The sequence below is a fragment of the Arenibacter lacus genome, assembly GCF_008711145.1.
Taxonomy (GTDB): domain Bacteria; phylum Bacteroidota; class Bacteroidia; order Flavobacteriales; family Flavobacteriaceae; genus Arenibacter; species Arenibacter amylolyticus.
Map to the genome: position 1 here is coordinate 66,570 of NZ_VVIN01000004.1, position 18,166 is coordinate 84,735.

Genomic DNA, 18,166 nt, shown 5'->3' on the forward strand with positions numbered 1-18,166 from the left:
TGTTTTTTACAATTAGAAGGTCAATTTAAGGCCCATAGTGAAACTTCTGGTGCCTGGACTGTTAAAGTAGTCCATACCTTGGGCGTTGGTTGCTCCCCCTAGGTTCGTTTCTGGATCGATGCCTGTATAAGGGGTGTCTATCCAAAGATTCCTGCCGGAAAAGTAAATTTGAGCGTCTTTGATTAGCGGAGATATTTCAGGTAAGTTGTAAGCGACGGTTAAATCTCTTAGCCTAACCCAATCTGCGGGCTCCATTGCGGCCGAGGATGGTCCTCCACCAAAGTTACTACCAGCTCCTTGGAACCAAGCTTGGTCCTGAACTACGGGAGTAACGTTCTTAACACCACTAGAAACTACATTGCCGTCATCATCTATATGACCGTATACTCCATCCATCACTACGATGTTTTCTGCAGGAGTTCTGTCAAAGTCGATGCTGCCATCGGTATTGTAATATACCTCTCTTTTTTCCGTACGCTCATGTACCCCAAAGAAGTTCATTGCAAAGGCAGTTCCGTTGTACATAACCCCGCCCGACTTTACATCTATTAAGAAAGATAGGCTTAGGTTCTTGTAGGTAAGCGTGTTGGTCATGTTGGCCGTCCAATCCGGGTTGAAGTTTCCAATGGGAACCAATCCTTGAGCGGTATTGGTCATTGGATAGCCATCCCTGAAATTATCGGTTGGATCATCGTTGATGATTACGTTTCCATTGGCATCCCTATACCAGTCCTCACCAAAAATACTTCTGTATTCTTCACCAACAACGGCTCTTACTTGTGGGGTAGTAAATCCACCTAAGAAGATATTGTCCACACCATCGGCCAATTTGGTAACGATGTTACTGAATTCAGTATAGTTGGCAACAAAATCCCACTGAAAGTTCTCGGTCTTTACCGGCGTGGCGTTTAAGCTAATCTCTATACCCTTAGACTCCATGGAGGCGGCGTTTAGGAATACGGAGGTAAATCCAGAAGAGGCTGCAATAGGCACACTCATCAACAGGTCTGTATTGTTGTTGTTGAAATAAGTGAAGTCTACTCCTAAGCGACTATTAAAGAACCTTAGATCGGCTCCTACTTCCCAAGAATCCTGGGTTTCGTGTTTTAGATCCGGGTTTCCTAAGCCAGAGCTAACAGCAAATCCGGTCTGACCTGCATAGGGGAATTCTACACCACCTGTCCAACCATCAGCCGTACCTGCAGCTACAAAGTTGTTGGTAGTTTGGTAGGCAGGGGCAATGTTTGCAGTAGTAGCAGCAGAAGCCCTCAATTTACCAAAAGATAGGACGGGATTGTTTTTTAATCCATCAATTTCAGTGAATACAAAACCTAAACTTGCGGAAGGGTAAAAAGCGCTATTGTTTTTCTTCGGCATCGTAGTGGCCCAATCATTTCTACCGGTTAAACCTAAAAAGATCATATCGTCCCAGGCTAATTGAAGATCAGCAAAAACAGCCATGGTTCTAGAGCGGCTTGTGCCCGTAGAGGTGGTGTTGTTACTGGTGTTGTTTAGCTGATAAAAATCTGGAATTTCCAATCCGGTTGCATCTCCAAAAAGAAATTTACTGTTGGTGGAATAGTAGTTGTTTCCTACCGTAAGACTCAAGTTTAAATCCTCAGTGATGTCATTGCGATAGTTTAAAAGAAGGTCGGAGTTGAATACGCTGTTGAAATTCATATACTCACCCAAATACCCTCTTGGATTACCTCTAGAGTTTATTTTAAACCTATCCACATAGCGTCTGTTGTACCAGTCAATACCTGTGTTGTACGTTAAGCTTAGATGATCTGTAAATTTCACGTTTAAATTAACACCTCCGGTAAAACGGTTTACATCCTCATCAAAGGCAATGTTGTTAGAAATCCAATAGGGGTTGTCATAACCTCCACCGTTTCTGTAGTTACGTTGGGATCCATCCGGGAATTCATATCCAGCACTGTTGTCAAAGGTAGTGGCAGTTCGTAATAGCCCTAGCATAATACCGGATACGTTAGAACCCTTTTGGATTTGGACTGCTCTAGAATTGGTGTAAGCCATATCTGCACCAAACTTGATATTATCTGAAATGTTGGTGTTGGCATTTAATCTTACCGTGGTTCTACCATAGGTGTTATTAGGTATAATACCTTCTTGTTCTCTGTTAGATAGTGAGAAGAAGTAGTCTCCTTGATCGTTTCCGTTACTAATGCTGATGCTGTTGTTGCTTACCGAACCATGTTGGAAGAAATCATAAACATCATAGGCTTTTGCCGGCATACCGTTGCCAGTGCCTTTAGGTACCAATCTTCCAAAAGGATCCCACTTGTAGGAGCTGTCTCCGTCATATTCCAATTCGGCAATAGGGGCGCCCCAAGAGGTAGCGCTACCGCCAGCCCAAGCGCCTCCACTTCCTTGGGAGTATTTGTCTTGTCTTCCCGGTACATGGGAAATTACATCTACCCCTATGGAGCTGTGAACCTCAATTTTCTTGGCGTTTAGGTTTTTACCAGACTTTGTGGTGATGATAATAGCACCGTTGGCAGCCCTAACACCGTACAAGGCAGTTGCAGCACCTCCTTTAAGAACAGATACGCTGGCAATGTCATCTGGGTTAATGTCTATGGAACGGCTAGAAGTGTTTACTCCACCAGTACCACTAGAACCACCGCCAGAAGCTATAGGAAGTCCGTTAACAACAAATAAAGGCTGGTTGTTACCAGTAATGGATGCAGATCCACGAATGGTGATAAAGGTAGATGCACCTGCCTCACCAGAAGAGTTTACAATCTGTACCCCAGAAGTTGTTCCAGAAAGTGAGTTAACCACATCGGCGTTGGGCTTAGAGCTAATAGCTTCGGCATCTACCGTTTGTACGTTGTAGCCTAGTCCTTTTTCGCTCCTGGTAATACCTATCGCGGTAATAACCACCTCTTCCAATGCTTGGGCGTCCTCTGTCATCTGAACATCTATGGTGTTACCAGATCCAACAGTCCGCGTAACGGTTTTCTGTCCTATATAAGTGAAAATAAGGCTTTGGCCTTCAGAAGCACTTATCGAATAGTTTCCATCAAAATCGGTTTGTGTGCCCGAAGTAGTGCCCTGCACAAGAATGTTTACTCCAGGGAGGGGGAGACCATCTTGATCCGTCACCGTCCCTGAAATCGTTTTTTCCTGTGCAAAAGCAAGTTGCACCACTAACGCTAGGAATAGCGTTAGGATTCCATTTAGTTTTGTTTTCATTTTAAAATTATTTGAATTAGCTGGAGCAAAAATCATAAATAGATGTTAATAAAAAAAATAATTTTAATAAAACTTTAAGTTTTGAGTCATGAATCCAACAAATACGGGTTGTTTTCTTTCATAATTAACAATCGCTTCTATTGCAGGGGGATTTATAACAATTTTTGTTAAAATTAGGGGAGGTGCCGTCCGTATTGGCGCAATAGAGGGTTGGGAGGGGTTTGGTGAAAAAAATTGGAGTGGCGGTGTGCTTAGGGGAGAAGAGGGTTTTGTTGGAGTGCTTTTTTGATGCAATGGGTTGATTCTCAAAAAAAAATGAAAAAAAAACTATTATGCAATTTGAATTATTCTGGATAATTGTTACATTTGCCAGCCCTTAAAAAGAGGGGATAAGTTTTATTATACATATATAGTATGCCAACAATTTCACAATTAGTACGAAAAGGAAGAGTCACTATTACTAAGAAGAGTAAATCGGTTGCCTTGGATTCGTGCCCTCAAAGAAGAGGTGTTTGTACGCGTGTTTATACTACTACTCCGAAAAAACCAAACTCTGCAATGCGTAAAGTTGCAAGGGTAAGGTTAACAAACGGAAAAGAGGTAAACGCTTACATACCTGGAGAAGGGCACAACTTGCAAGAGCACTCGATAGTATTAGTAAGGGGCGGAAGGGTTAAGGATTTGCCAGGAGTTAGGTATCACATCGTTAGAGGTGCTTTGGATACAGCAGGTGTTGCTGGAAGAGCTCAGCGAAGATCTAAATACGGCGCAAAACGACCTAAGAAGTAAAGATAGGGGATCCCTGTCCAAACAATTAAATGATAAGAAATGAGAAAAAAGCAGGCAAAAAAGAGGCCACTTTTACCGGATCCAAGGTATAATGACCAGTTGGTGACACGTTTTGTGAATATGATGATGCGTGATGGTAAGAAATCAACAGCCTTTAAGGTATTTTACGATGCAATGGATATCGTAGAAGAGAAGAAGACTGACGAGGAGAAAACAGCCTTGGAGTTGTGGAAGGATGCATTATCTAATGTGATGCCACACGTAGAGGTGAGAAGTAGGAGAGTTGGAGGGGCTACCTTTCAGATTCCTATGCAAATAAGACCGGATCGTAAGATTTCAACAGCCATGAAATGGCTTATCGGTTTTTCAAGAAAAAGAAACGAAAAAGCAATGTCTTTAAAGTTGGCGTCCGAAATTTTGGCGGCTTCTAAAGAAGAAGGTGCGGCGGTTAAAAAGAGAGTTGATACTCATAAGATGGCCGAAGCAAATAAAGCTTTCTCCCACTTTAGATTTTAATAAAAGCAAATGGCAAGAGATTTAAAATTAACAAGAAACATAGGTATTGCAGCGCATATTGATGCTGGGAAAACAACAACTACCGAAAGAATTCTTTTTTACACTGGAGTTAACCATAAGCTAGGTGAGACCCATGAAGGTTCTGCAACAATGGACTGGATGGATCAGGAGCAGGAAAGAGGTATTACAATTACTTCTGCTGCTACTACCTGTGATTGGAATTTCCCCATGGAAAATGGTCAAGTGCTGGATGACACGGAGTCTTACCATTTTAACATTATAGATACTCCTGGTCACGTAGACTTTACAGTGGAGGTAAACCGTTCGTTGAGGGTTCTTGATGGATTGGTTTTTCTTTTTAGTGCTGTAGATGGAGTAGAGCCTCAATCAGAGACTAACTGGAGATTGGCCGATAATTATAAGGTTCCTCGAATTGGTTTCGTAAATAAAATGGACCGTCAGGGAGCTAACTTTATTAGTGTTAACAATCAGGTGAAAGATATGTTGGGGTCCAATGCGGTGCCAATTGTTTTGCCTATTGGAGATGAGGCTGATTTTAAAGGGGTAGTTGATCTGGTAAAGAATAGAGCTATCATTTGGCACGATGAGAATTTCGGATCTACTTTTGATGTGGTCGATATTCCTGCTGATATGGTAGATGAGGTTAAGGAGTACAGAGCCAAGCTTATTGAAGCGGTTGCTGAGTATGACGAGACTTTGATGGAGAAATTCTTCGAGGACGAAAATTCTATTTCCGAGGAGGAGATCCATGCTGCTCTAAGAGCTGCCGTAATGGATATGAGTATCATTCCTATGGTGTGTGGTTCTTCCTTTAAAAATAAAGGGGTTCAGTTCTTGTTGGATGCGGTTTGTAGGTACTTGCCTTCTCCATTGGATAAAGAGGCTATTATTGGTACTAATCCGGATACAGGTGAAGAGGAAAAGCGTAAGCCAGATGTGAAGGAGCCGTTTGCTGCACTTGCATTTAAAATTGCAACAGATCCATTTGTAGGTCGTTTAGCGTTCTTTAGAGCGTATTCCGGTCGTTTGGATGCTGGTTCGTATATCTTGAACAATCGTTCAGGAAAGAGAGAGCGAATTTCAAGAATTTATCAAATGCACTCCAATAAGCAAAATGCACTCGATTTTATTGAGGCGGGTGATATTGGTGCTGCGGTTGGATTTAAGGATATTAAGACAGGGGATACCATGTCTGATGAAAAGCATCCAATTGTTTTGGAGAGTATGGATTTCCCAGATCCCGTTATCGGTATCGCAGTGGAGCCAAGAACCAAGGCGGATGTTGATAAGTTGGGAATGGCGCTTGCTAAGTTGGCCGAAGAGGATCCAACGTTCCAGGTAAAGACCGATGAGGCTTCTGGACAAACTATCATCTCAGGAATGGGAGAGCTTCACTTGGATATTATTGTAGATCGTCTTAAGCGTGAGTTTAAGGTAGATGTTAACCAAGGTGAGCCGCAGGTAGAGTACAAGGAAGCATTGACTGCTACAGCAGATCACAGAGAGGTTTATAAGAAGCAGTCTGGTGGTCGTGGTAAGTTTGCGGATATCGTATTTACTATGGGTCCTGCAGATGAAGGTAAGGATGGTCTTGAGTTCGAAAACCTTATCAAAGGTGGTAATATTCCTAAAGAATATATTCCTTCTGTTGAGAAAGGCTTTAAAGAGGCTATGAAGAATGGTCCTTTGGCCGGATTTGAGATGGATAGTATGAAGGTTACTTTAAAGGATGGATCTTTCCACGCAGTGGATTCCGATTCGTTGTCCTTTGAATTGGCAGCTAAAATGGGATACAAAGCAGCTGCTAAAGCCGCGCGTGCCGTGTTGATGGAGCCAATTATGAAGATTGAGGTGTTAACCCCAGAAGAGAATATGGGTGATATCGTTGGGGATCTTAACCGTAGAAGGGGTACTATTACCAGTATGGATGATAGAGCTGGGTCTAAGGTGGTAAAAGGATCGGTGCCGTTATCTGAAATGTTCGGGTATGTTACCTCTTTAAGGACCTTGTCGTCAGGAAGGGCAACTTCTACTATGGAATTCTCGCACTACGCGGAAACGCCTTCCAATATTGCAGAGGAAGTTATTAAAAAAGCTAAGGGAATAACCGCTTAAATCTAACTAAGATGAGTCAGAAAATTAGAATCAAATTAAAATCGTACGACCATAACTTGGTAGATAAATCTGCCGAGAAGATCGTAAAAACGGTAAAGACTACGGGGGCGGTTGTAACTGGTCCAATTCCTTTGCCAACACATAAAAAAATATTTACAGTATTGCGTTCACCGCACGTAAATAAGAAAGCAAGAGAGCAATTTCAATTGAGTTCTTACAAGCGATTACTGGATATTTACAGCTCTTCTTCTAAAACTATTGATGCTTTAATGAAATTAGAGCTTCCAAGTGGTGTAGAAGTCGAGATAAAAGTGTAGTTTTGCAAAACTTTTTCGCCTGAGTGGTGAAAATGACATGTCCGGAGCGTTTCGCGAAGGAAAGATGGAGAAAAAAATAAAATCAGGGTCGATTTATTTTTGACCCTTTTTTTATCTAAAAATTTGAGTAGTAATCAATTAATAATCAATTATAAGTATGTCTGGGTTAATAGGTAGAAAAATTGGTATGACCAGCATCTTCGACGAGAACGGGAAGAATATTCCATGTACGGTAATCGAGGCTGGGCCATGCGTAGTTACCCAAGTCAGAACCGAAGAGGTTGACGGGTACAGTGCCCTTCAGCTTGGTTTCGATGACAAGGCAGAAAAACGTGCTAACAAAGCGGCTACAGGTCACTTTAAAAAAGCAGGGGCTTCTCCTAAGAAAAAAGTCGTTGAATTCCAAGATTGGGAAGGTGAATTTAAATTAGGTGACACTTTAGGTGTGGATCTGTTTGTGGAAGGCGAATTCGTAGATGTAGTTGGTACATCTAAGGGTAAAGGTTTCCAGGGGGTTGTTAAAAGACACGGCTTTGGTGGTGTTGGTCAGCAAACTCACGGTCAGCACAACAGGTTAAGAGCTCCGGGGTCCATTGGTGCGGCATCCGATCCTTCAAAAGTATTTAAGGGTATGAAGATGGCCGGTAGAATGGGTAACGATCAGGTGACCGTTCAGAACTTGAGAGTATTGAAAATTGTTCCAGAGAAAAATCTTTTAGTAGTAAAAGGTTGTGTTCCTGGACATAAGAACGCTTACGTAACTATTCAGAAGTAATGAAGGTAGCAGTTTTAGATATAAAGGGAAAAGAAACAGGTAGAGAGGTAGAACTTTCTGATGCTGTATTCGCAATAGAGCCGAACAATCATGCTGTTTATTTGGATGTTAAGCAATACTTGGCACACCAAAGACAAGGGACGCACAAAACTAAGGAGCGTGCCGAAATAGCAGGTAGTACAAGAAAGATCAAGAAACAAAAAGGTACGGGTACCGCTAGAGCTGGTAGTATCAAATCTCCTGTTTTCAGGGGTGGAGGCCGAATTTTCGGACCTAGACCAAAAGATTATAAGCAGAAATTGAACAAGAACTTAAAGCGTTTGGCCAGAAAATCGGCTCTTAGCATTAAGTCTAGTGACAATGCGATAATCGTTGTGGAAGACTTTAATATGGAGACGCCAAAGACAAAGGAGTTCCTTAACATATTGAATTCCTTGGGCTTGGAAGGTAAAAAGTCCTTAATTGTATTGGGTGATAGAAATAATAACGTATATTTGTCCTCTCGCAATTTGGAAAAGTCTGAGGTTGTAACTAACTCAGAGCTAAGCACTTACAAGATATTGAATGCAGGAAGCGTGGTGTTGACGGAAGGTGCCTTAGAAGGAATCGAATCTAACTTAACAAACAACTAGTCATGAGTGTGTTGATAAAGCCAATTATTACGGAAAAAATGACAGCTGAGAGCGAATTGAACAATCGCTACGGTTTTCTTGTTGATCCTAGGGTTAACAAGATTCAGATCAAAGAAGCGGTAGAGGCTACTTATGGTGTTTCAGTTGAGAAAGTTCGAACTATGAATTATGGTCCCTCACGCAAATCGCGTTACACCAAAACAGGTGTGCAGCACGGTAAGACCAATGCTTATAAGAAAGCAATTGTAGATCTTGCAGAAGGGGATATCATTGATTTTTACAGTAATCTATAAAGACAAAACATGTCAGTTAGAAAATTAAAACCAATCACTCCAGGACAGCGTTTTAGAGTAGTAAATGGATTTGACGCCATCACTACTGATAAGCCGGAGAAAAGCTTGCTTGCTCCGATAAAAAAGTCCGGAGGTAGAAACAGTCAAGGAAAGATGACTATTCGCCAGAAAGGTGGAGGTCATAAGAGAAGGTATCGTATCATCGATTTCAAAAGAGACAAGCAAGGTGTTGTCGCTAAAGTGGAGTCTATTGAATACGATCCAAACAGAACAGGGTTTATTGCCTTGTTGTCGTACGCCGATGGCGAGAAAAGATATATCATTGCACCTAGTGGTTTGCAAGTAGGACAGGAAGTTTCTTCCGGTGCCGACGCATCTCCCGAAATAGGAAACGCACTTCCTTTGAAGTCTATTCCTTTAGGGGCTGTTATTTCTGCAATTGAATTACGTCCTGGTCAGGGAGCGGTTATGGCGAGAAGTGCCGGTACTTTTGCTCAATTGATGGCTAAGGAAGGTAAGTTTGTAACTATCAAGTTGCCTTCAGGTGAAACCAGATTGGTATTGTCTGAGTGTATGGCGACTATTGGTGCTGTTTCTAACCACGACCATCAGTTATTGGTATCCGGTAAAGCGGGTAGAAGTAGATGGTTAGGTAGAAGGCCAAGGACTAGACCGGTAGCGATGAACCCAATCGATCACCCGATGGGTGGTGGTGAAGGTAGAGCTTCTGGAGGACATCCAAGATCTAGGAACGGAATCCCAGCTAAGGGGTATAGAACTCGTTCTAGGACCAAGAGTACCAACAAGTATATATTAGAACGTAGAAAGAAATAAAAAGTAGAAAGAAATGGCACGTTCATTAAAGAAAGGACCTTACGTTCACTATAGTTTGGATAAGAAAGTCCAGCAAAATGTAGAATCCGGTAAAAAGGCAGTCATTAAGACTTGGTCCAGGGCATCTATGATTACTCCAGATTTCGTGGGGCAGACCATAGCGGTGCACAACGGAAAGCAGTTTGTACCAGTTTTTGTTACAGAGAACATGGTGGGTCACAAATTAGGTGAATTTTCTCCGACTAGATCTTTTAGAGGTCACGCAGGAGCAAAAAATAAAGGTAAAAAGTAGTAAGCTATGGGAGTTCGAAAAAGACAAATGGCCGAAAGGATAAAGGCGGAAAAACAGCAAGTAGCATTTGCCAAATTAAACAATTGTCCTACCTCTCCAAGAAAAATGCGCTTGGTTGCGGATTTGGTTAGAGGTGTGCAGGTTGAAAAGGCGCTTGCTATTTTAAAGTTCAACCCTAAAGAAGCTTCACGAAGGTTAGAGAAGTTGTTGTTGTCCGCAATAGCAAACTGGCAAGCCAAAAACGAAGATGCGAGTATTGAGGATGCTGAGCTTTTTATAAAAGAGATCAGAGTAGATAGCGGAAGTATGTTGAAGAGACTACGTCCAGCCCCTCAGGGAAGAGCGCATAGAATAAGAAAACGTTCCAACCATGTTACCTTGGTTTTGGGATCTAATAATAATACACAAAGCTAGAGCATTTAGTATGGGACAGAAAACAAATCCAATCGGAAATCGCCTAGGAATCATCAGGGGATGGGAGTCTAACTGGTACGGTGGAAACGATTATGGCGATAAGCTTGCCGAAGACGATAAGATCAGGAGATATATACATGCGCGTTTAGCGAAAGCTAGTGTGTCTAGGATTATCATTGAGCGAACCCTTAAGTTGATCACAGTAACCATTACCACGGCTAGACCTGGTATTATTATCGGTAAAGGTGGTCAAGAGGTTGATAAGCTTAAAGAGGAGTTGAAGAAAATTACGGATAAGGAGATCCAGATCAATATTTTTGAGATCAAGAGACCGGAATTGGACGCTAATTTGGTTGCTGCTAGTGTGGCACGTCAGATCGAAAGCAGAATCTCCTTTAGAAGAGCTATCAAGATGGCAATAGCCGCGGCAATGAGAATGAACGCTGAAGGAATCAAGATACAGATATCTGGACGTTTGAACGGAGCGGAAATGGCTAGGTCCGAATCTTATAAGGAAGGTAGAATTCCTTTGTCCACTTTCAGGGCAGATATTGATTATGCAATGCATGAAGCTCATACTTCCTACGGAAGGTTGGGGATCAAAGTCTGGATCATGAAAGGGGAGGTTTACGGAAAGAGAGAGCTTTCTCCATTAGTTGGTATGGCTAAAGGTCAGACTGGCGGAAAAGGTGGAAAGCACGAAGGACCGAAGAAACAACGTCGTAGAAAGTAATTTTTTAAAGAACAAAGAAAATGTTACAGCCAAAAAGAACTAAGTACCGCAAAACGCAGAAAGGGCGTATGAAAGGGATCTCTGGAAGAGGACATCAACTTTCCAACGGTATGTTCGGAATCAAATCCTTGGACACTTCTTTCATCACATCGCGGCAGATAGAGGCAGCTCGTATCGCGGCAACTAGATATATGAAAAGGGAAGGGCAGTTGTGGATAAAAATATTCCCGGACAAGCCTATCACCAGAAAGCCTTTAGAAGTACGTATGGGTAAAGGTAAAGGTGCCCCTGAATATTTTGTGGCTAGAGTGTTGCCAGGAAGGATAATGTTCGAGGTTGCTGGAGTTCCAATTGATGTTGCTAAAGAGGCTTTACGTCTTGCAGCTCAGAAATTGCCAGTAAGAACAAAATTTATTATTGCTAGGGACTATTCTGCTTAATATAATTGCAAGGAATCATGAAACAATCAGAAATTAAAGAATTATCAGTTGAGGAGCTCAAAGGAAAGAGTGCTGAGTACAAAAAGCAGTACGCCGATCTTAAAATGGCTCACTCCGTAACACCATTGGAAAATCCTTTGCTTATCAGAAAAGTGAGAAAGACAGTGGCGAGATTGGCAACTGAGTTAACAAAAAGAGAATTACAATAATTGGTTCTGCTTTATGGAAAAAAGGAATTTAAGAAAAGAGAGAATAGGAGTTGTCACTAGCAATAAGATGGAGAAATCAGTAGTGGTTTCAGAAGTTAAGCGTGTTAAACACCCTATGTACGGAAAGTTCGTGTTAAAAACTAAGAAATACGTTGCGCACGATGAAAAGAACGATTGCAATATTGGGGATACTGTAAAGATCATGGAGACTCGTCCATTGAGCAGAACCAAATGTTGGAGATTAGTGGAAATCATTGAAAGAGCCAAATAATTATGTTACAGCAAGAATCTAGACTAAAAGTAGCGGACAATACGGGGGCAAAAGAAGTTTTGGCCATTCGTGTGCTGGGAGGTACCAAAAGAAGGTATGCTTCTGTAGGAGATAAAATTGTAGTAACTGTTAAGGAAGCTACCCCAAACGGAAGTGTTAAGAAAGGTACGGTTTCCACGGCGGTTGTTGTAAGGACAAAGAAAGAGGTTAGAAGACCAGATGGCTCCTATATTCGTTTTGACGATAATGCTTGTGTGCTTTTAAACCCTACCGGTGAAATGAGAGGTACACGTGTATTTGGTCCTGTGGCCAGAGAACTTCGTGACAAACAGTTCATGAAAATTATATCATTGGCTCCAGAGGTGCTTTAATAAAAACAGCAAAATGGGAAAATTGAAAATAAAAACAGGGGATACCGTAAGGATTATAGCAGGAGACCACAAAGGGGTTGAAGGCAAAGTAGTTATGGTAGACCGTGAGAAGAACAAGGCGATCGTGGAAGGTGCCAATATGGTTTCCAAGCACGAAAAACCAAGCGCGAACAATCCGCAAGGAGGTATCGTGAAGAAAGAGGCTCCTTTAAGCATTTCTAACCTATCCTTGATCGATCCTAAGTCGGGAGAGACCACAAGAGTTGGGTTTGAGGTGAGAGATGGTAAAAAAGTGAGATTTTCTAAGAAATCTAAAGAAGTAATTTAATTATGGCTTACGTTCCAAGATTAAAACAGGAATATAAAGAAAGAGTGGTAAATGCTCTTCAGGAGGAGTTTGGTTACAAGAATGTAATGCAGGTTCCCAAATTAGAGAAAATTGTTGTAAGCAGGGGTGTTGGTGCCGCGGTTGCGGACAAGAAGCTTATCGACTATGCGGTGGAGGAGCTAACCTTGATCACTGGCCAAAAAGCAATTACAACAATCTCCAAAAAGGATGTTGCAGCATTTAAACTGCGTAAAGGGATGCCGATTGGGGCAAAAGTTACCTTGCGAGGTGAAAGGATGTACGAATTTTTGGACAGGTTGGTTACAGCTGCCCTTCCAAGGGTAAGGGATTTTCAAGGTTTAAAAGCTACCGGATTCGATGGAAGAGGTAATTATACCCTTGGAATTACAGAGCAAATCATATTTCCTGAAATAAACATTGATAAAATTAATAAAATCAATGGAATGGATATTACATTTGTAACCTCTGCGGAAACAGATAAAGAATCCAAATCATTATTAACAGAATTAGGATTACCTTTTAAAAAGAATTAGTATGGCTAAAGAATCTATGAAGGCCCGTGAGGTCAAAAGAGAAAAGACTGTAGCTAAGTATGCTGAGAAAAGGAAGGCTTTAAAAGAAGCTGGAGATTATGAGGCATTGCAGAGATTGCCAAAGAACGCATCTCCGGTGCGTTTGCACAATCGTTGCAAACTTACTGGTAGGCCAAGAGGTTATATGAGAACTTTTGGAGTATCTAGGGTTACCTTTAGGGAACTGGCAAATAACGGTCTTATACCAGGGGTTAAGAAAGCAAGCTGGTAAAATTTTATAAACAGGTGGCAGGTTCAATGTTAATGTTGAAAACCGTTACCGTAAATCAATAACTATGTTCACAGATCCAATCTCGGATTATTTAACAAGAATTAGGAACGCAAGTAGTGCAGGGCACAGAGTGGTAGAAATACCAGCTTCCAATTTAAAGAAAGAAATTACTAAAATATTATTCGATCAAGGATATATTTTAAGCTACAAATTTGAAGACGATTCCATTCAGGGTACGATTAAGATCGCTTTAAAGTACGATAAGGTTACAAAAGAGCCTATCATTAGAAAACTTAAGCGTGTGAGTAAGCCTGGACTTAGGAAGTACGCCAACTCCAAAGAGTTGCCTAGGGTTCTAAACGGTCTTGGTATTGCCATCGTTTCAACTTCACATGGGGTAATGACCAGTAAGCAAGCAAAGCTTGAGAATGCAGGTGGGGAAGTTTTATGTTATGTCTATTAATATACTAAAGATTTAGAAGAATGTCTAGAATAGGTAATAATCCAATAGCAATTCCAGAAGGAGTAACCGTAGAAGTAAAGGACGAAGTGGTTACCGTGAAAGGTAAGCTGGGAACACTTTCCCAAGAGTTTACTGGAGCGGCTGTGAAGGTAGAGGAAGGTCAAATTTTTGTTACAAGACCGTCCGATTCCAAGGAGCACAAGGCAAAACATGGTCTTTACAGATCTTTAATTTATAATATGACCCAAGGAGTTTCCAAGGGTTGGGTAAAAGAACTTGAATTGGTCGGTGTTGGATACCGAGCAAGTAACCAAGGTCAGAAGTTAGATCTTGCTTTAGGTTTTTCACATAATATTATTATGGATATCGCCCCAGAGGTGAAGATAGAGACTGTCTCGGATAAGGGTAAGAATCCTATTATAAAGCTTAGTTCCCATGATAAACAACTAGTGGGTCAAGTAGCTGCCAAAATAAGGTCTTTCCGTAAGCCAGAGCCTTACAAAGGAAAAGGGATTAAATTCGTAGGAGAAGAATTAAGAAGAAAAGCTGGTAAATCAGCCTAATAATTAGGAATATGGGATTATCGAAGACTGAAAGAAAACTACGTATCAGAAGGAGGATAAGAAAAGTATCCTCAGGTACTGCTCAAAAACCAAGACTAGCTGTTTTTAGAAGTAATAGTGAAATATATGCTCAATTGATAGACGACGTTGCCGGAACTACATTAGTGGCTGCTTCATCTAGAGACAAAGAATTGGCAAAGACAAAAGGAACTAAAACAGAAGTTGCTAACTTGGTAGGTAAAACTATCGCCGAAAAGGCAAAAGAGGCCGGAATAGAAGAGGTTGCTTTTGATAGAGGTGGTAACTTATACCACGGACGTGTTAAATCATTGGCCGAAGGCGCAAGGGAAGCAGGATTAAAATTCTAAGAATATTATGTATCAGAAATACAAAAACGTAGAGGCTGTTAAGCCGGGAGGATTAGAATTAAAGGATAAATTGGTAGGGATACAACGTGTTACCAAAGTTACCAAAGGTGGTAGAGCGTTCGGATTTTCCGCTATCGTTATTGTTGGTGATGAGAATGGTGTTGTTGGTCATGGTTTGGGGAAATCCAAAGAAGTGGCTACCGCTATTGCAAAAGCCATCGAGGATGCCAAGAAAAACCTTGTTAGAATACCTCTTAATAAAGGAACTTTGCCACACGAGCAAAAAGGAAAATACGGTGGGGCAAGAGTTTATATCCAGCCTGCTTCTGAGGGTACCGGAGTAATTGCCGGTGGTGCTGTAAGAGCCGTGTTGGAATCTGTAGGGGTGCAGGACGTATTGTCTAAATCCCAGGGGTCTTCCAACCCGCACAACGTAGTGAAAGCTACTTTTGATGCGCTTTTACAACTTAGGGATGCCAAAACAGTGGCAGCTCAAAGAGGTGTTTCCTTGGAAAAAGTTTTTAAAGGATAAAATTATAGTACAAAGTATTAGGTACTTAAGTATTGGTTGGTTTATTTTTGCCGATGCAATAAAGCAAGCTGCTGGTACTGGTTACTGATTACTGAATGCTGAATACTAAAAAACATGGCAAAGATTAAAGTAAAACAGGTAAAGAGCGCTATTAATAGGGCTCAAAATCAAAAGAGGACCCTAGAGGCTCTTGGCTTACGAAGAATAGGACAAGTGGTAGAACATGATGATACCCCTAATATTCTTGGTATGGTAAATAAAGTTAAACACTTAGTTTCTATAGTAGAGGCTTAAACAATTTTAGTGTTATGAATTTAAGTAATTTAAAACCTGCAGAGGGAGCGAAACAAAGAGCCGGTAAAATTGTAGGTAGAGGACAAGGTACTGGTAAAGGTGGTACAGCTACCAGAGGACACAAAGGGGCAAAATCCAGATCTGGATATTCCAAGAAACTTGGTTTCGAAGGTGGACAGATGCCTTTGCAAAGACGTGTTCCAAAATTCGGATTTACCAACATTAACCGAAAAGATTATGCAGGTATCAACCTAGATAAGTTGCAAGAGTTAGTGGATAGAGGAATCGTTAAAGATACGGTTACTTTAGAGCTGCTTATTGAGAACGGCTTGGTAGGTAAGAACGATCTTGTAAAAATCTTGGGTGGTGGGGAGCTTAAAGCATCCCTTAAAGTTTCTGTTCATAAATTTACTGCTACAGCAAAGGCTGCTATTGAAGCTGCAGGTGGTGAAGCAATAAGTTTATAAGCAAATATTACTATGAAGAAATTTTTCGATACAGTATCAAACATTTGGAAGATAGAAGAGCTCAAGGGTAGAATTATGGTAACCCTTGGCTTGCTTTTAGTGTACCGTTTTGGTGCGCAAGTAGTACTTCCAGGTATTGATTCAACGCAATTGGACGCACTTGCCTCCAGTACAGATAGCGGTATTTTAGGAATCTTAAATGCATTTACCGGAGGAGCATTATCTAATGCCTCCGTTTTTGCATTGGGGATTATGCCCTATATCTCCGCTTCTATTGTAGTACAGTTAATGGGTATTGCTATTCCTTATCTTCAGAAGTTACAGAAGGAAGGGGAAAGTGGTAGAAAAACAATCAATCAAATTACCCGATGGTTAACCATTGGTATTTGTGTTGTTCAGGCCCCTACTTATCTGTATAGCCTTGGAGCGTTGGGAGTACCGGAAAGCGCATTCGTCTTTGGAAAAGGGTTAGACTTTATTGTTCCCTCGGTAATTATCTTGGTATCTGGAACCATATTCGCAATGTGGTTGGGTGAAAAGATTACCGATAAAGGGATTGGGAACGGAATCTCCTTGTTGATCATGGTGGGTATTATTGCTACCATGCCTCAGAGTTTCGTTCAAGAGTTTATCTCTAGAACTACCAATAATACTGGAGGGTTGATGTTTATGCTGATCGAAGTTATTATTTGGTTTGTCGTGATCTTATTGTGCGTGCTATTGGTGATGGCTACACGTCAGGTACCTGTTCAGTATGCCAGACGTACCGCCTCCGGAGGATACGAGAAGAACATTATGGGGTCTAGACAATATATACCTCTAAAATTGAATGCTTCCGGGGTAATGCCCATTATCTTTGCTCAGGCTATTATGTTTGCACCTGGATTACTAGGTAAAACTTTTAACAATACAGCAGTAGGGCAGTGGATGGAAGTCCAATTTGAAGATATTTTTGGTTTGGCTTATAATTTGTTGTTCGGATTTTTAATCATTGTTTTCACCTATTTCTATACGGCGATTACAGTACCGACCAATAAGATGGCCGATGATCTTAAAAGAAGCGGCGGATTCATTCCTGGAATCAGACCAGGAAAGGAAACAGGGGAATACTTAGATAAGATTATGTCCCTAATTACCCTGCCAGGTTCTATTTTCTTAGCCTTGCTGGCGGTTCTTCCGGCAGTAATTGCCAAGTTAATGGGCGTGCAAATGGGTTGGGCTCTGTTTTATGGTGGTACCTCCTTATTAATTATGGTGGGAGTAGCCATTGATACCGTGCAGCAGGTGAATTCATATTTGCTTAACAGGCATTATGATGGTTTAATGAAATCTGGTAAAAATAGAAAGGTAGCGTAGTTTATGGCTAAACAAGCAGCAATAGAACAGGATGGAAGCATAATCGAGGCATTATCCAATGCCATGTTCCGCGTAGAGTTGGAAAACGGTCATGTGGTAACGGCACATATCTCGGGTAAGATGCGTATGCATTATATTAAGTTGCTTCCGGGAGATAAGGTAAAACTTGAAATGAGTCCGTACGATTTAACTAAAGCAAGAATTACATATAGATATTAAGCAAATAGGATGAAAGTTAGAGCATCAGTAAAAAAAAGAAGTGCCGAGTGCAAGATTGTGCGCAGAAAAGGCAGATTGTACGTAATCAATAAAAAGAATCCTAGATTTAAACAAAGACAAGGGTAGTTATGGCAAGAATCGCAGGTGTAGATATACCAAAACAAAAAAGAGGGGTTATAGCCCTGACCTATATATTTGGTATAGGACAGAGTAGGGCAAAGGAAATTTTATCCAAAGCCCAAGTAAGTGAAGATACCAAAGTATCTGAATGGAACGATGATGAGATAGGCCGTATTCGTGAGGTAGTTTCTTCTTTGACAATTGAAGGGGAATTGCGTTCCGAAAACCAAATGAACATTAAGCGTTTAATGGATATAGGTTGTTATAGAGGTATACGCCATAGGTCGGGTCTGCCTTTAAGAGGTCAAAGAACCAAGAACAACTCTAGAACAAGAAAAGGAAAGAGAAAAACAGTTGCTAACAAAAAGAAGGTAACTAAATAATAAG

General features: G+C 41.2%; 29 protein-coding genes. 28 read left to right on the forward strand and 1 reads right to left on the reverse strand.

What is annotated here, in order from left to right:
* Positions 1-12: 12 nt before the first annotated feature.
* Positions 13-3,222, reverse strand: coding sequence for a SusC/RagA family TonB-linked outer membrane protein (locus F1E73_RS02870; protein WP_191088976.1), 3,210 nt, complete (start codon positions 3,220-3,222; stop codon positions 13-15).
* 414 nt (positions 3,223-3,636) lie between these two features.
* Between F1E73_RS02870 and rpsL the strand changes: the two genes are divergently transcribed.
* The 28 genes from rpsL to rpsM all read left to right on the forward strand — a co-directional run bounded on the left by rpsL (position 3,637) and on the right by rpsM (position 18,162).
* On the forward strand, positions 3,637-4,011 hold the full coding sequence (gene rpsL / locus F1E73_RS02875) for a 30S ribosomal protein S12 (protein ID WP_026810019.1): 375 nt from the start codon (positions 3,637-3,639) through the stop codon (positions 4,009-4,011).
* A gap of 39 nt (positions 4,012-4,050) precedes the next feature.
* Positions 4,051-4,527, forward strand: coding sequence for a 30S ribosomal protein S7 (gene rpsG / locus F1E73_RS02880; protein WP_086476044.1), 477 nt, complete (start codon positions 4,051-4,053; stop codon positions 4,525-4,527).
* Positions 4,528-4,536: 9 nt separating this feature from the next.
* A complete protein-coding gene (gene fusA / locus F1E73_RS02885; protein ID WP_086476045.1) occupies positions 4,537-6,663 on the forward strand; it encodes an elongation factor G in 2,127 nt (708 codons plus the stop codon).
* Between the two features lie 11 nt (positions 6,664-6,674).
* Positions 6,675-6,980: a 30S ribosomal protein S10 gene (rpsJ, locus tag F1E73_RS02890; RefSeq protein WP_010230113.1), complete on the forward strand. Its 306-nt coding sequence runs from the start codon at positions 6,675-6,677 to the stop codon at positions 6,978-6,980.
* 157 nt (positions 6,981-7,137) lie between these two features.
* Positions 7,138-7,755 carry a 50S ribosomal protein L3 gene (gene rplC / locus F1E73_RS02895; protein ID WP_086476046.1) on the forward strand — a complete coding sequence of 206 codons (618 nt, stop codon included), beginning with the start codon at positions 7,138-7,140 and terminating at the stop codon, positions 7,753-7,755.
* Positions 7,755-8,387 carry a 50S ribosomal protein L4 gene (rplD, locus tag F1E73_RS02900; protein ID WP_150451055.1) on the forward strand — a complete coding sequence of 211 codons (633 nt, stop codon included), beginning with the start codon at positions 7,755-7,757 and terminating at the stop codon, positions 8,385-8,387. The genes rplC and rplD overlap by 1 nt, the downstream gene beginning before the upstream one ends.
* Before the next feature lie 2 nt (positions 8,388-8,389).
* A complete protein-coding gene (rplW, locus tag F1E73_RS02905) occupies positions 8,390-8,680 on the forward strand; it encodes a 50S ribosomal protein L23 (RefSeq protein WP_086476048.1) in 291 nt (96 codons plus the stop codon).
* Between the two features lie 9 nt (positions 8,681-8,689).
* Positions 8,690-9,514, forward strand: a complete 825-nt coding sequence (rplB, locus tag F1E73_RS02910) for a 50S ribosomal protein L2 (protein WP_086476049.1) — start codon at positions 8,690-8,692, stop codon at positions 9,512-9,514.
* A 13-nt stretch (positions 9,515-9,527) separates the two neighbouring features.
* Positions 9,528-9,806 (forward strand): 30S ribosomal protein S19, encoded by a 279-nt coding sequence (rpsS, locus tag F1E73_RS02915; protein WP_026810026.1) that lies wholly within the window; start codon positions 9,528-9,530, stop codon positions 9,804-9,806.
* Positions 9,807-9,812: 6 nt separating this feature from the next.
* Positions 9,813-10,220, forward strand: coding sequence for a 50S ribosomal protein L22 (gene rplV / locus F1E73_RS02920; protein ID WP_086476050.1), 408 nt, complete (start codon positions 9,813-9,815; stop codon positions 10,218-10,220).
* Positions 10,221-10,230: 10 nt separating this feature from the next.
* Positions 10,231-10,953: a 30S ribosomal protein S3 gene (rpsC, locus tag F1E73_RS02925; protein ID WP_086476051.1), complete on the forward strand. Its 723-nt coding sequence runs from the start codon at positions 10,231-10,233 to the stop codon at positions 10,951-10,953.
* 20 nt (positions 10,954-10,973) lie between these two features.
* Positions 10,974-11,393, forward strand: a complete 420-nt coding sequence (rplP, locus tag F1E73_RS02930) for a 50S ribosomal protein L16 (RefSeq protein WP_086476052.1) — start codon at positions 10,974-10,976, stop codon at positions 11,391-11,393.
* A gap of 17 nt (positions 11,394-11,410) precedes the next feature.
* Positions 11,411-11,602, forward strand: a complete 192-nt coding sequence (gene rpmC / locus F1E73_RS02935) for a 50S ribosomal protein L29 (RefSeq protein ID WP_086476053.1) — start codon at positions 11,411-11,413, stop codon at positions 11,600-11,602.
* A gap of 13 nt (positions 11,603-11,615) precedes the next feature.
* Complete coding sequence (rpsQ, locus tag F1E73_RS02940) at positions 11,616-11,873, forward strand: 30S ribosomal protein S17 (RefSeq protein ID WP_086476054.1); 258 nt, start codon at positions 11,616-11,618, stop codon at positions 11,871-11,873.
* A gap of 2 nt (positions 11,874-11,875) precedes the next feature.
* On the forward strand, positions 11,876-12,244 hold the full coding sequence (rplN, locus tag F1E73_RS02945) for a 50S ribosomal protein L14 (protein ID WP_150451056.1): 369 nt from the start codon (positions 11,876-11,878) through the stop codon (positions 12,242-12,244).
* Positions 12,245-12,257: 13 nt separating this feature from the next.
* Entirely contained in the window at positions 12,258-12,572 is a 315-nt protein-coding gene (rplX, locus tag F1E73_RS02950; protein ID WP_086476056.1) for a 50S ribosomal protein L24, read from the forward strand.
* 2 nt (positions 12,573-12,574) lie between these two features.
* Positions 12,575-13,126, forward strand: coding sequence for a 50S ribosomal protein L5 (rplE, locus tag F1E73_RS02955; RefSeq protein ID WP_086476057.1), 552 nt, complete (start codon positions 12,575-12,577; stop codon positions 13,124-13,126).
* A gap of 1 nt (position 13,127) precedes the next feature.
* The gene (rpsN, locus tag F1E73_RS02960; RefSeq protein WP_026812262.1) at positions 13,128-13,397 is read left to right on the forward strand and encodes a 30S ribosomal protein S14; all 270 of its coding nucleotides are present in this window, start codon (positions 13,128-13,130) and stop codon (positions 13,395-13,397) included.
* 64 nt (positions 13,398-13,461) lie between these two features.
* On the forward strand, positions 13,462-13,860 hold the full coding sequence (gene rpsH / locus F1E73_RS02965; protein WP_086476058.1) for a 30S ribosomal protein S8: 399 nt from the start codon (positions 13,462-13,464) through the stop codon (positions 13,858-13,860).
* A 20-nt stretch (positions 13,861-13,880) separates the two neighbouring features.
* Positions 13,881-14,423: a 50S ribosomal protein L6 gene (gene rplF / locus F1E73_RS02970; protein ID WP_086476059.1), complete on the forward strand. Its 543-nt coding sequence runs from the start codon at positions 13,881-13,883 to the stop codon at positions 14,421-14,423.
* Between the two features lie 11 nt (positions 14,424-14,434).
* Entirely contained in the window at positions 14,435-14,791 is a 357-nt protein-coding gene (gene rplR, locus F1E73_RS02975) for a 50S ribosomal protein L18 (protein WP_086476060.1), read from the forward strand.
* Positions 14,792-14,798: 7 nt separating this feature from the next.
* Complete coding sequence (gene rpsE / locus F1E73_RS02980) at positions 14,799-15,323, forward strand: 30S ribosomal protein S5 (protein ID WP_086476061.1); 525 nt, start codon at positions 14,799-14,801, stop codon at positions 15,321-15,323.
* A gap of 114 nt (positions 15,324-15,437) precedes the next feature.
* Positions 15,438-15,617, forward strand: coding sequence for a 50S ribosomal protein L30 (rpmD, locus tag F1E73_RS02985; RefSeq protein WP_086476062.1), 180 nt, complete (start codon positions 15,438-15,440; stop codon positions 15,615-15,617).
* Positions 15,618-15,631: 14 nt separating this feature from the next.
* On the forward strand, positions 15,632-16,084 hold the full coding sequence (rplO, locus tag F1E73_RS02990) for a 50S ribosomal protein L15 (protein WP_086476063.1): 453 nt from the start codon (positions 15,632-15,634) through the stop codon (positions 16,082-16,084).
* Positions 16,085-16,096: 12 nt separating this feature from the next.
* Positions 16,097-17,440: a preprotein translocase subunit SecY gene (gene secY / locus F1E73_RS02995; protein WP_086476064.1), complete on the forward strand. Its 1,344-nt coding sequence runs from the start codon at positions 16,097-16,099 to the stop codon at positions 17,438-17,440.
* 3 nt (positions 17,441-17,443) lie between these two features.
* On the forward strand, positions 17,444-17,659 hold the full coding sequence (gene infA / locus F1E73_RS03000) for a translation initiation factor IF-1 (protein WP_013305172.1): 216 nt from the start codon (positions 17,444-17,446) through the stop codon (positions 17,657-17,659).
* 9 nt (positions 17,660-17,668) lie between these two features.
* The gene (gene ykgO / locus F1E73_RS03005; protein WP_073370549.1) at positions 17,669-17,785 is read left to right on the forward strand and encodes a type B 50S ribosomal protein L36; all 117 of its coding nucleotides are present in this window, start codon (positions 17,669-17,671) and stop codon (positions 17,783-17,785) included.
* Between the two features lie 2 nt (positions 17,786-17,787).
* Positions 17,788-18,162: a 30S ribosomal protein S13 gene (gene rpsM / locus F1E73_RS03010; RefSeq protein WP_086476065.1), complete on the forward strand. Its 375-nt coding sequence runs from the start codon at positions 17,788-17,790 to the stop codon at positions 18,160-18,162.
* Positions 18,163-18,166 lie beyond the last annotated feature (4 nt).

What these genes read in the sequence shown, in the direction of transcription:
- F1E73_RS02870 (WP_191088976.1), bottom strand. Translation starts at nt 3,222, where the DNA reads ATGAAAACAAAACTAAATGGAATCCTAACGCTATTCCTAGCGTTAGTG.
- rpsL (WP_026810019.1), top strand. Translation starts at nt 3,637, where the DNA reads ATGCCAACAATTTCACAATTAGTACGAAAAGGAAGAGTCACTATTACT.
- rpsG (WP_086476044.1), top strand. Translation starts at nt 4,051, where the DNA reads ATGAGAAAAAAGCAGGCAAAAAAGAGGCCACTTTTACCGGATCCAAGG.
- fusA (WP_086476045.1), top strand. Translation starts at nt 4,537, where the DNA reads ATGGCAAGAGATTTAAAATTAACAAGAAACATAGGTATTGCAGCGCAT.
- rpsJ (WP_010230113.1), top strand. Translation starts at nt 6,675, where the DNA reads ATGAGTCAGAAAATTAGAATCAAATTAAAATCGTACGACCATAACTTG.
- rplC (WP_086476046.1), top strand. Translation starts at nt 7,138, where the DNA reads ATGTCTGGGTTAATAGGTAGAAAAATTGGTATGACCAGCATCTTCGAC.
- rplD (WP_150451055.1), top strand. Translation starts at nt 7,755, where the DNA reads ATGAAGGTAGCAGTTTTAGATATAAAGGGAAAAGAAACAGGTAGAGAG.
- rplW (WP_086476048.1), top strand. Translation starts at nt 8,390, where the DNA reads ATGAGTGTGTTGATAAAGCCAATTATTACGGAAAAAATGACAGCTGAG.
- rplB (WP_086476049.1), top strand. Translation starts at nt 8,690, where the DNA reads ATGTCAGTTAGAAAATTAAAACCAATCACTCCAGGACAGCGTTTTAGA.
- rpsS (WP_026810026.1), top strand. Translation starts at nt 9,528, where the DNA reads ATGGCACGTTCATTAAAGAAAGGACCTTACGTTCACTATAGTTTGGAT.
- rplV (WP_086476050.1), top strand. Translation starts at nt 9,813, where the DNA reads ATGGGAGTTCGAAAAAGACAAATGGCCGAAAGGATAAAGGCGGAAAAA.
- rpsC (WP_086476051.1), top strand. Translation starts at nt 10,231, where the DNA reads ATGGGACAGAAAACAAATCCAATCGGAAATCGCCTAGGAATCATCAGG.
- rplP (WP_086476052.1), top strand. Translation starts at nt 10,974, where the DNA reads ATGTTACAGCCAAAAAGAACTAAGTACCGCAAAACGCAGAAAGGGCGT.
- rpmC (WP_086476053.1), top strand. Translation starts at nt 11,411, where the DNA reads ATGAAACAATCAGAAATTAAAGAATTATCAGTTGAGGAGCTCAAAGGA.
- rpsQ (WP_086476054.1), top strand. Translation starts at nt 11,616, where the DNA reads ATGGAAAAAAGGAATTTAAGAAAAGAGAGAATAGGAGTTGTCACTAGC.
- rplN (WP_150451056.1), top strand. Translation starts at nt 11,876, where the DNA reads ATGTTACAGCAAGAATCTAGACTAAAAGTAGCGGACAATACGGGGGCA.
- rplX (WP_086476056.1), top strand. Translation starts at nt 12,258, where the DNA reads ATGGGAAAATTGAAAATAAAAACAGGGGATACCGTAAGGATTATAGCA.
- rplE (WP_086476057.1), top strand. Translation starts at nt 12,575, where the DNA reads ATGGCTTACGTTCCAAGATTAAAACAGGAATATAAAGAAAGAGTGGTA.
- rpsN (WP_026812262.1), top strand. Translation starts at nt 13,128, where the DNA reads ATGGCTAAAGAATCTATGAAGGCCCGTGAGGTCAAAAGAGAAAAGACT.
- rpsH (WP_086476058.1), top strand. Translation starts at nt 13,462, where the DNA reads ATGTTCACAGATCCAATCTCGGATTATTTAACAAGAATTAGGAACGCA.
- rplF (WP_086476059.1), top strand. Translation starts at nt 13,881, where the DNA reads ATGTCTAGAATAGGTAATAATCCAATAGCAATTCCAGAAGGAGTAACC.
- rplR (WP_086476060.1), top strand. Translation starts at nt 14,435, where the DNA reads ATGGGATTATCGAAGACTGAAAGAAAACTACGTATCAGAAGGAGGATA.
- rpsE (WP_086476061.1), top strand. Translation starts at nt 14,799, where the DNA reads ATGTATCAGAAATACAAAAACGTAGAGGCTGTTAAGCCGGGAGGATTA.
- rpmD (WP_086476062.1), top strand. Translation starts at nt 15,438, where the DNA reads ATGGCAAAGATTAAAGTAAAACAGGTAAAGAGCGCTATTAATAGGGCT.
- rplO (WP_086476063.1), top strand. Translation starts at nt 15,632, where the DNA reads ATGAATTTAAGTAATTTAAAACCTGCAGAGGGAGCGAAACAAAGAGCC.
- secY (WP_086476064.1), top strand. Translation starts at nt 16,097, where the DNA reads ATGAAGAAATTTTTCGATACAGTATCAAACATTTGGAAGATAGAAGAG.
- infA (WP_013305172.1), top strand. Translation starts at nt 17,444, where the DNA reads ATGGCTAAACAAGCAGCAATAGAACAGGATGGAAGCATAATCGAGGCA.
- ykgO (WP_073370549.1), top strand. Translation starts at nt 17,669, where the DNA reads ATGAAAGTTAGAGCATCAGTAAAAAAAAGAAGTGCCGAGTGCAAGATT.
- rpsM (WP_086476065.1), top strand. Translation starts at nt 17,788, where the DNA reads ATGGCAAGAATCGCAGGTGTAGATATACCAAAACAAAAAAGAGGGGTT.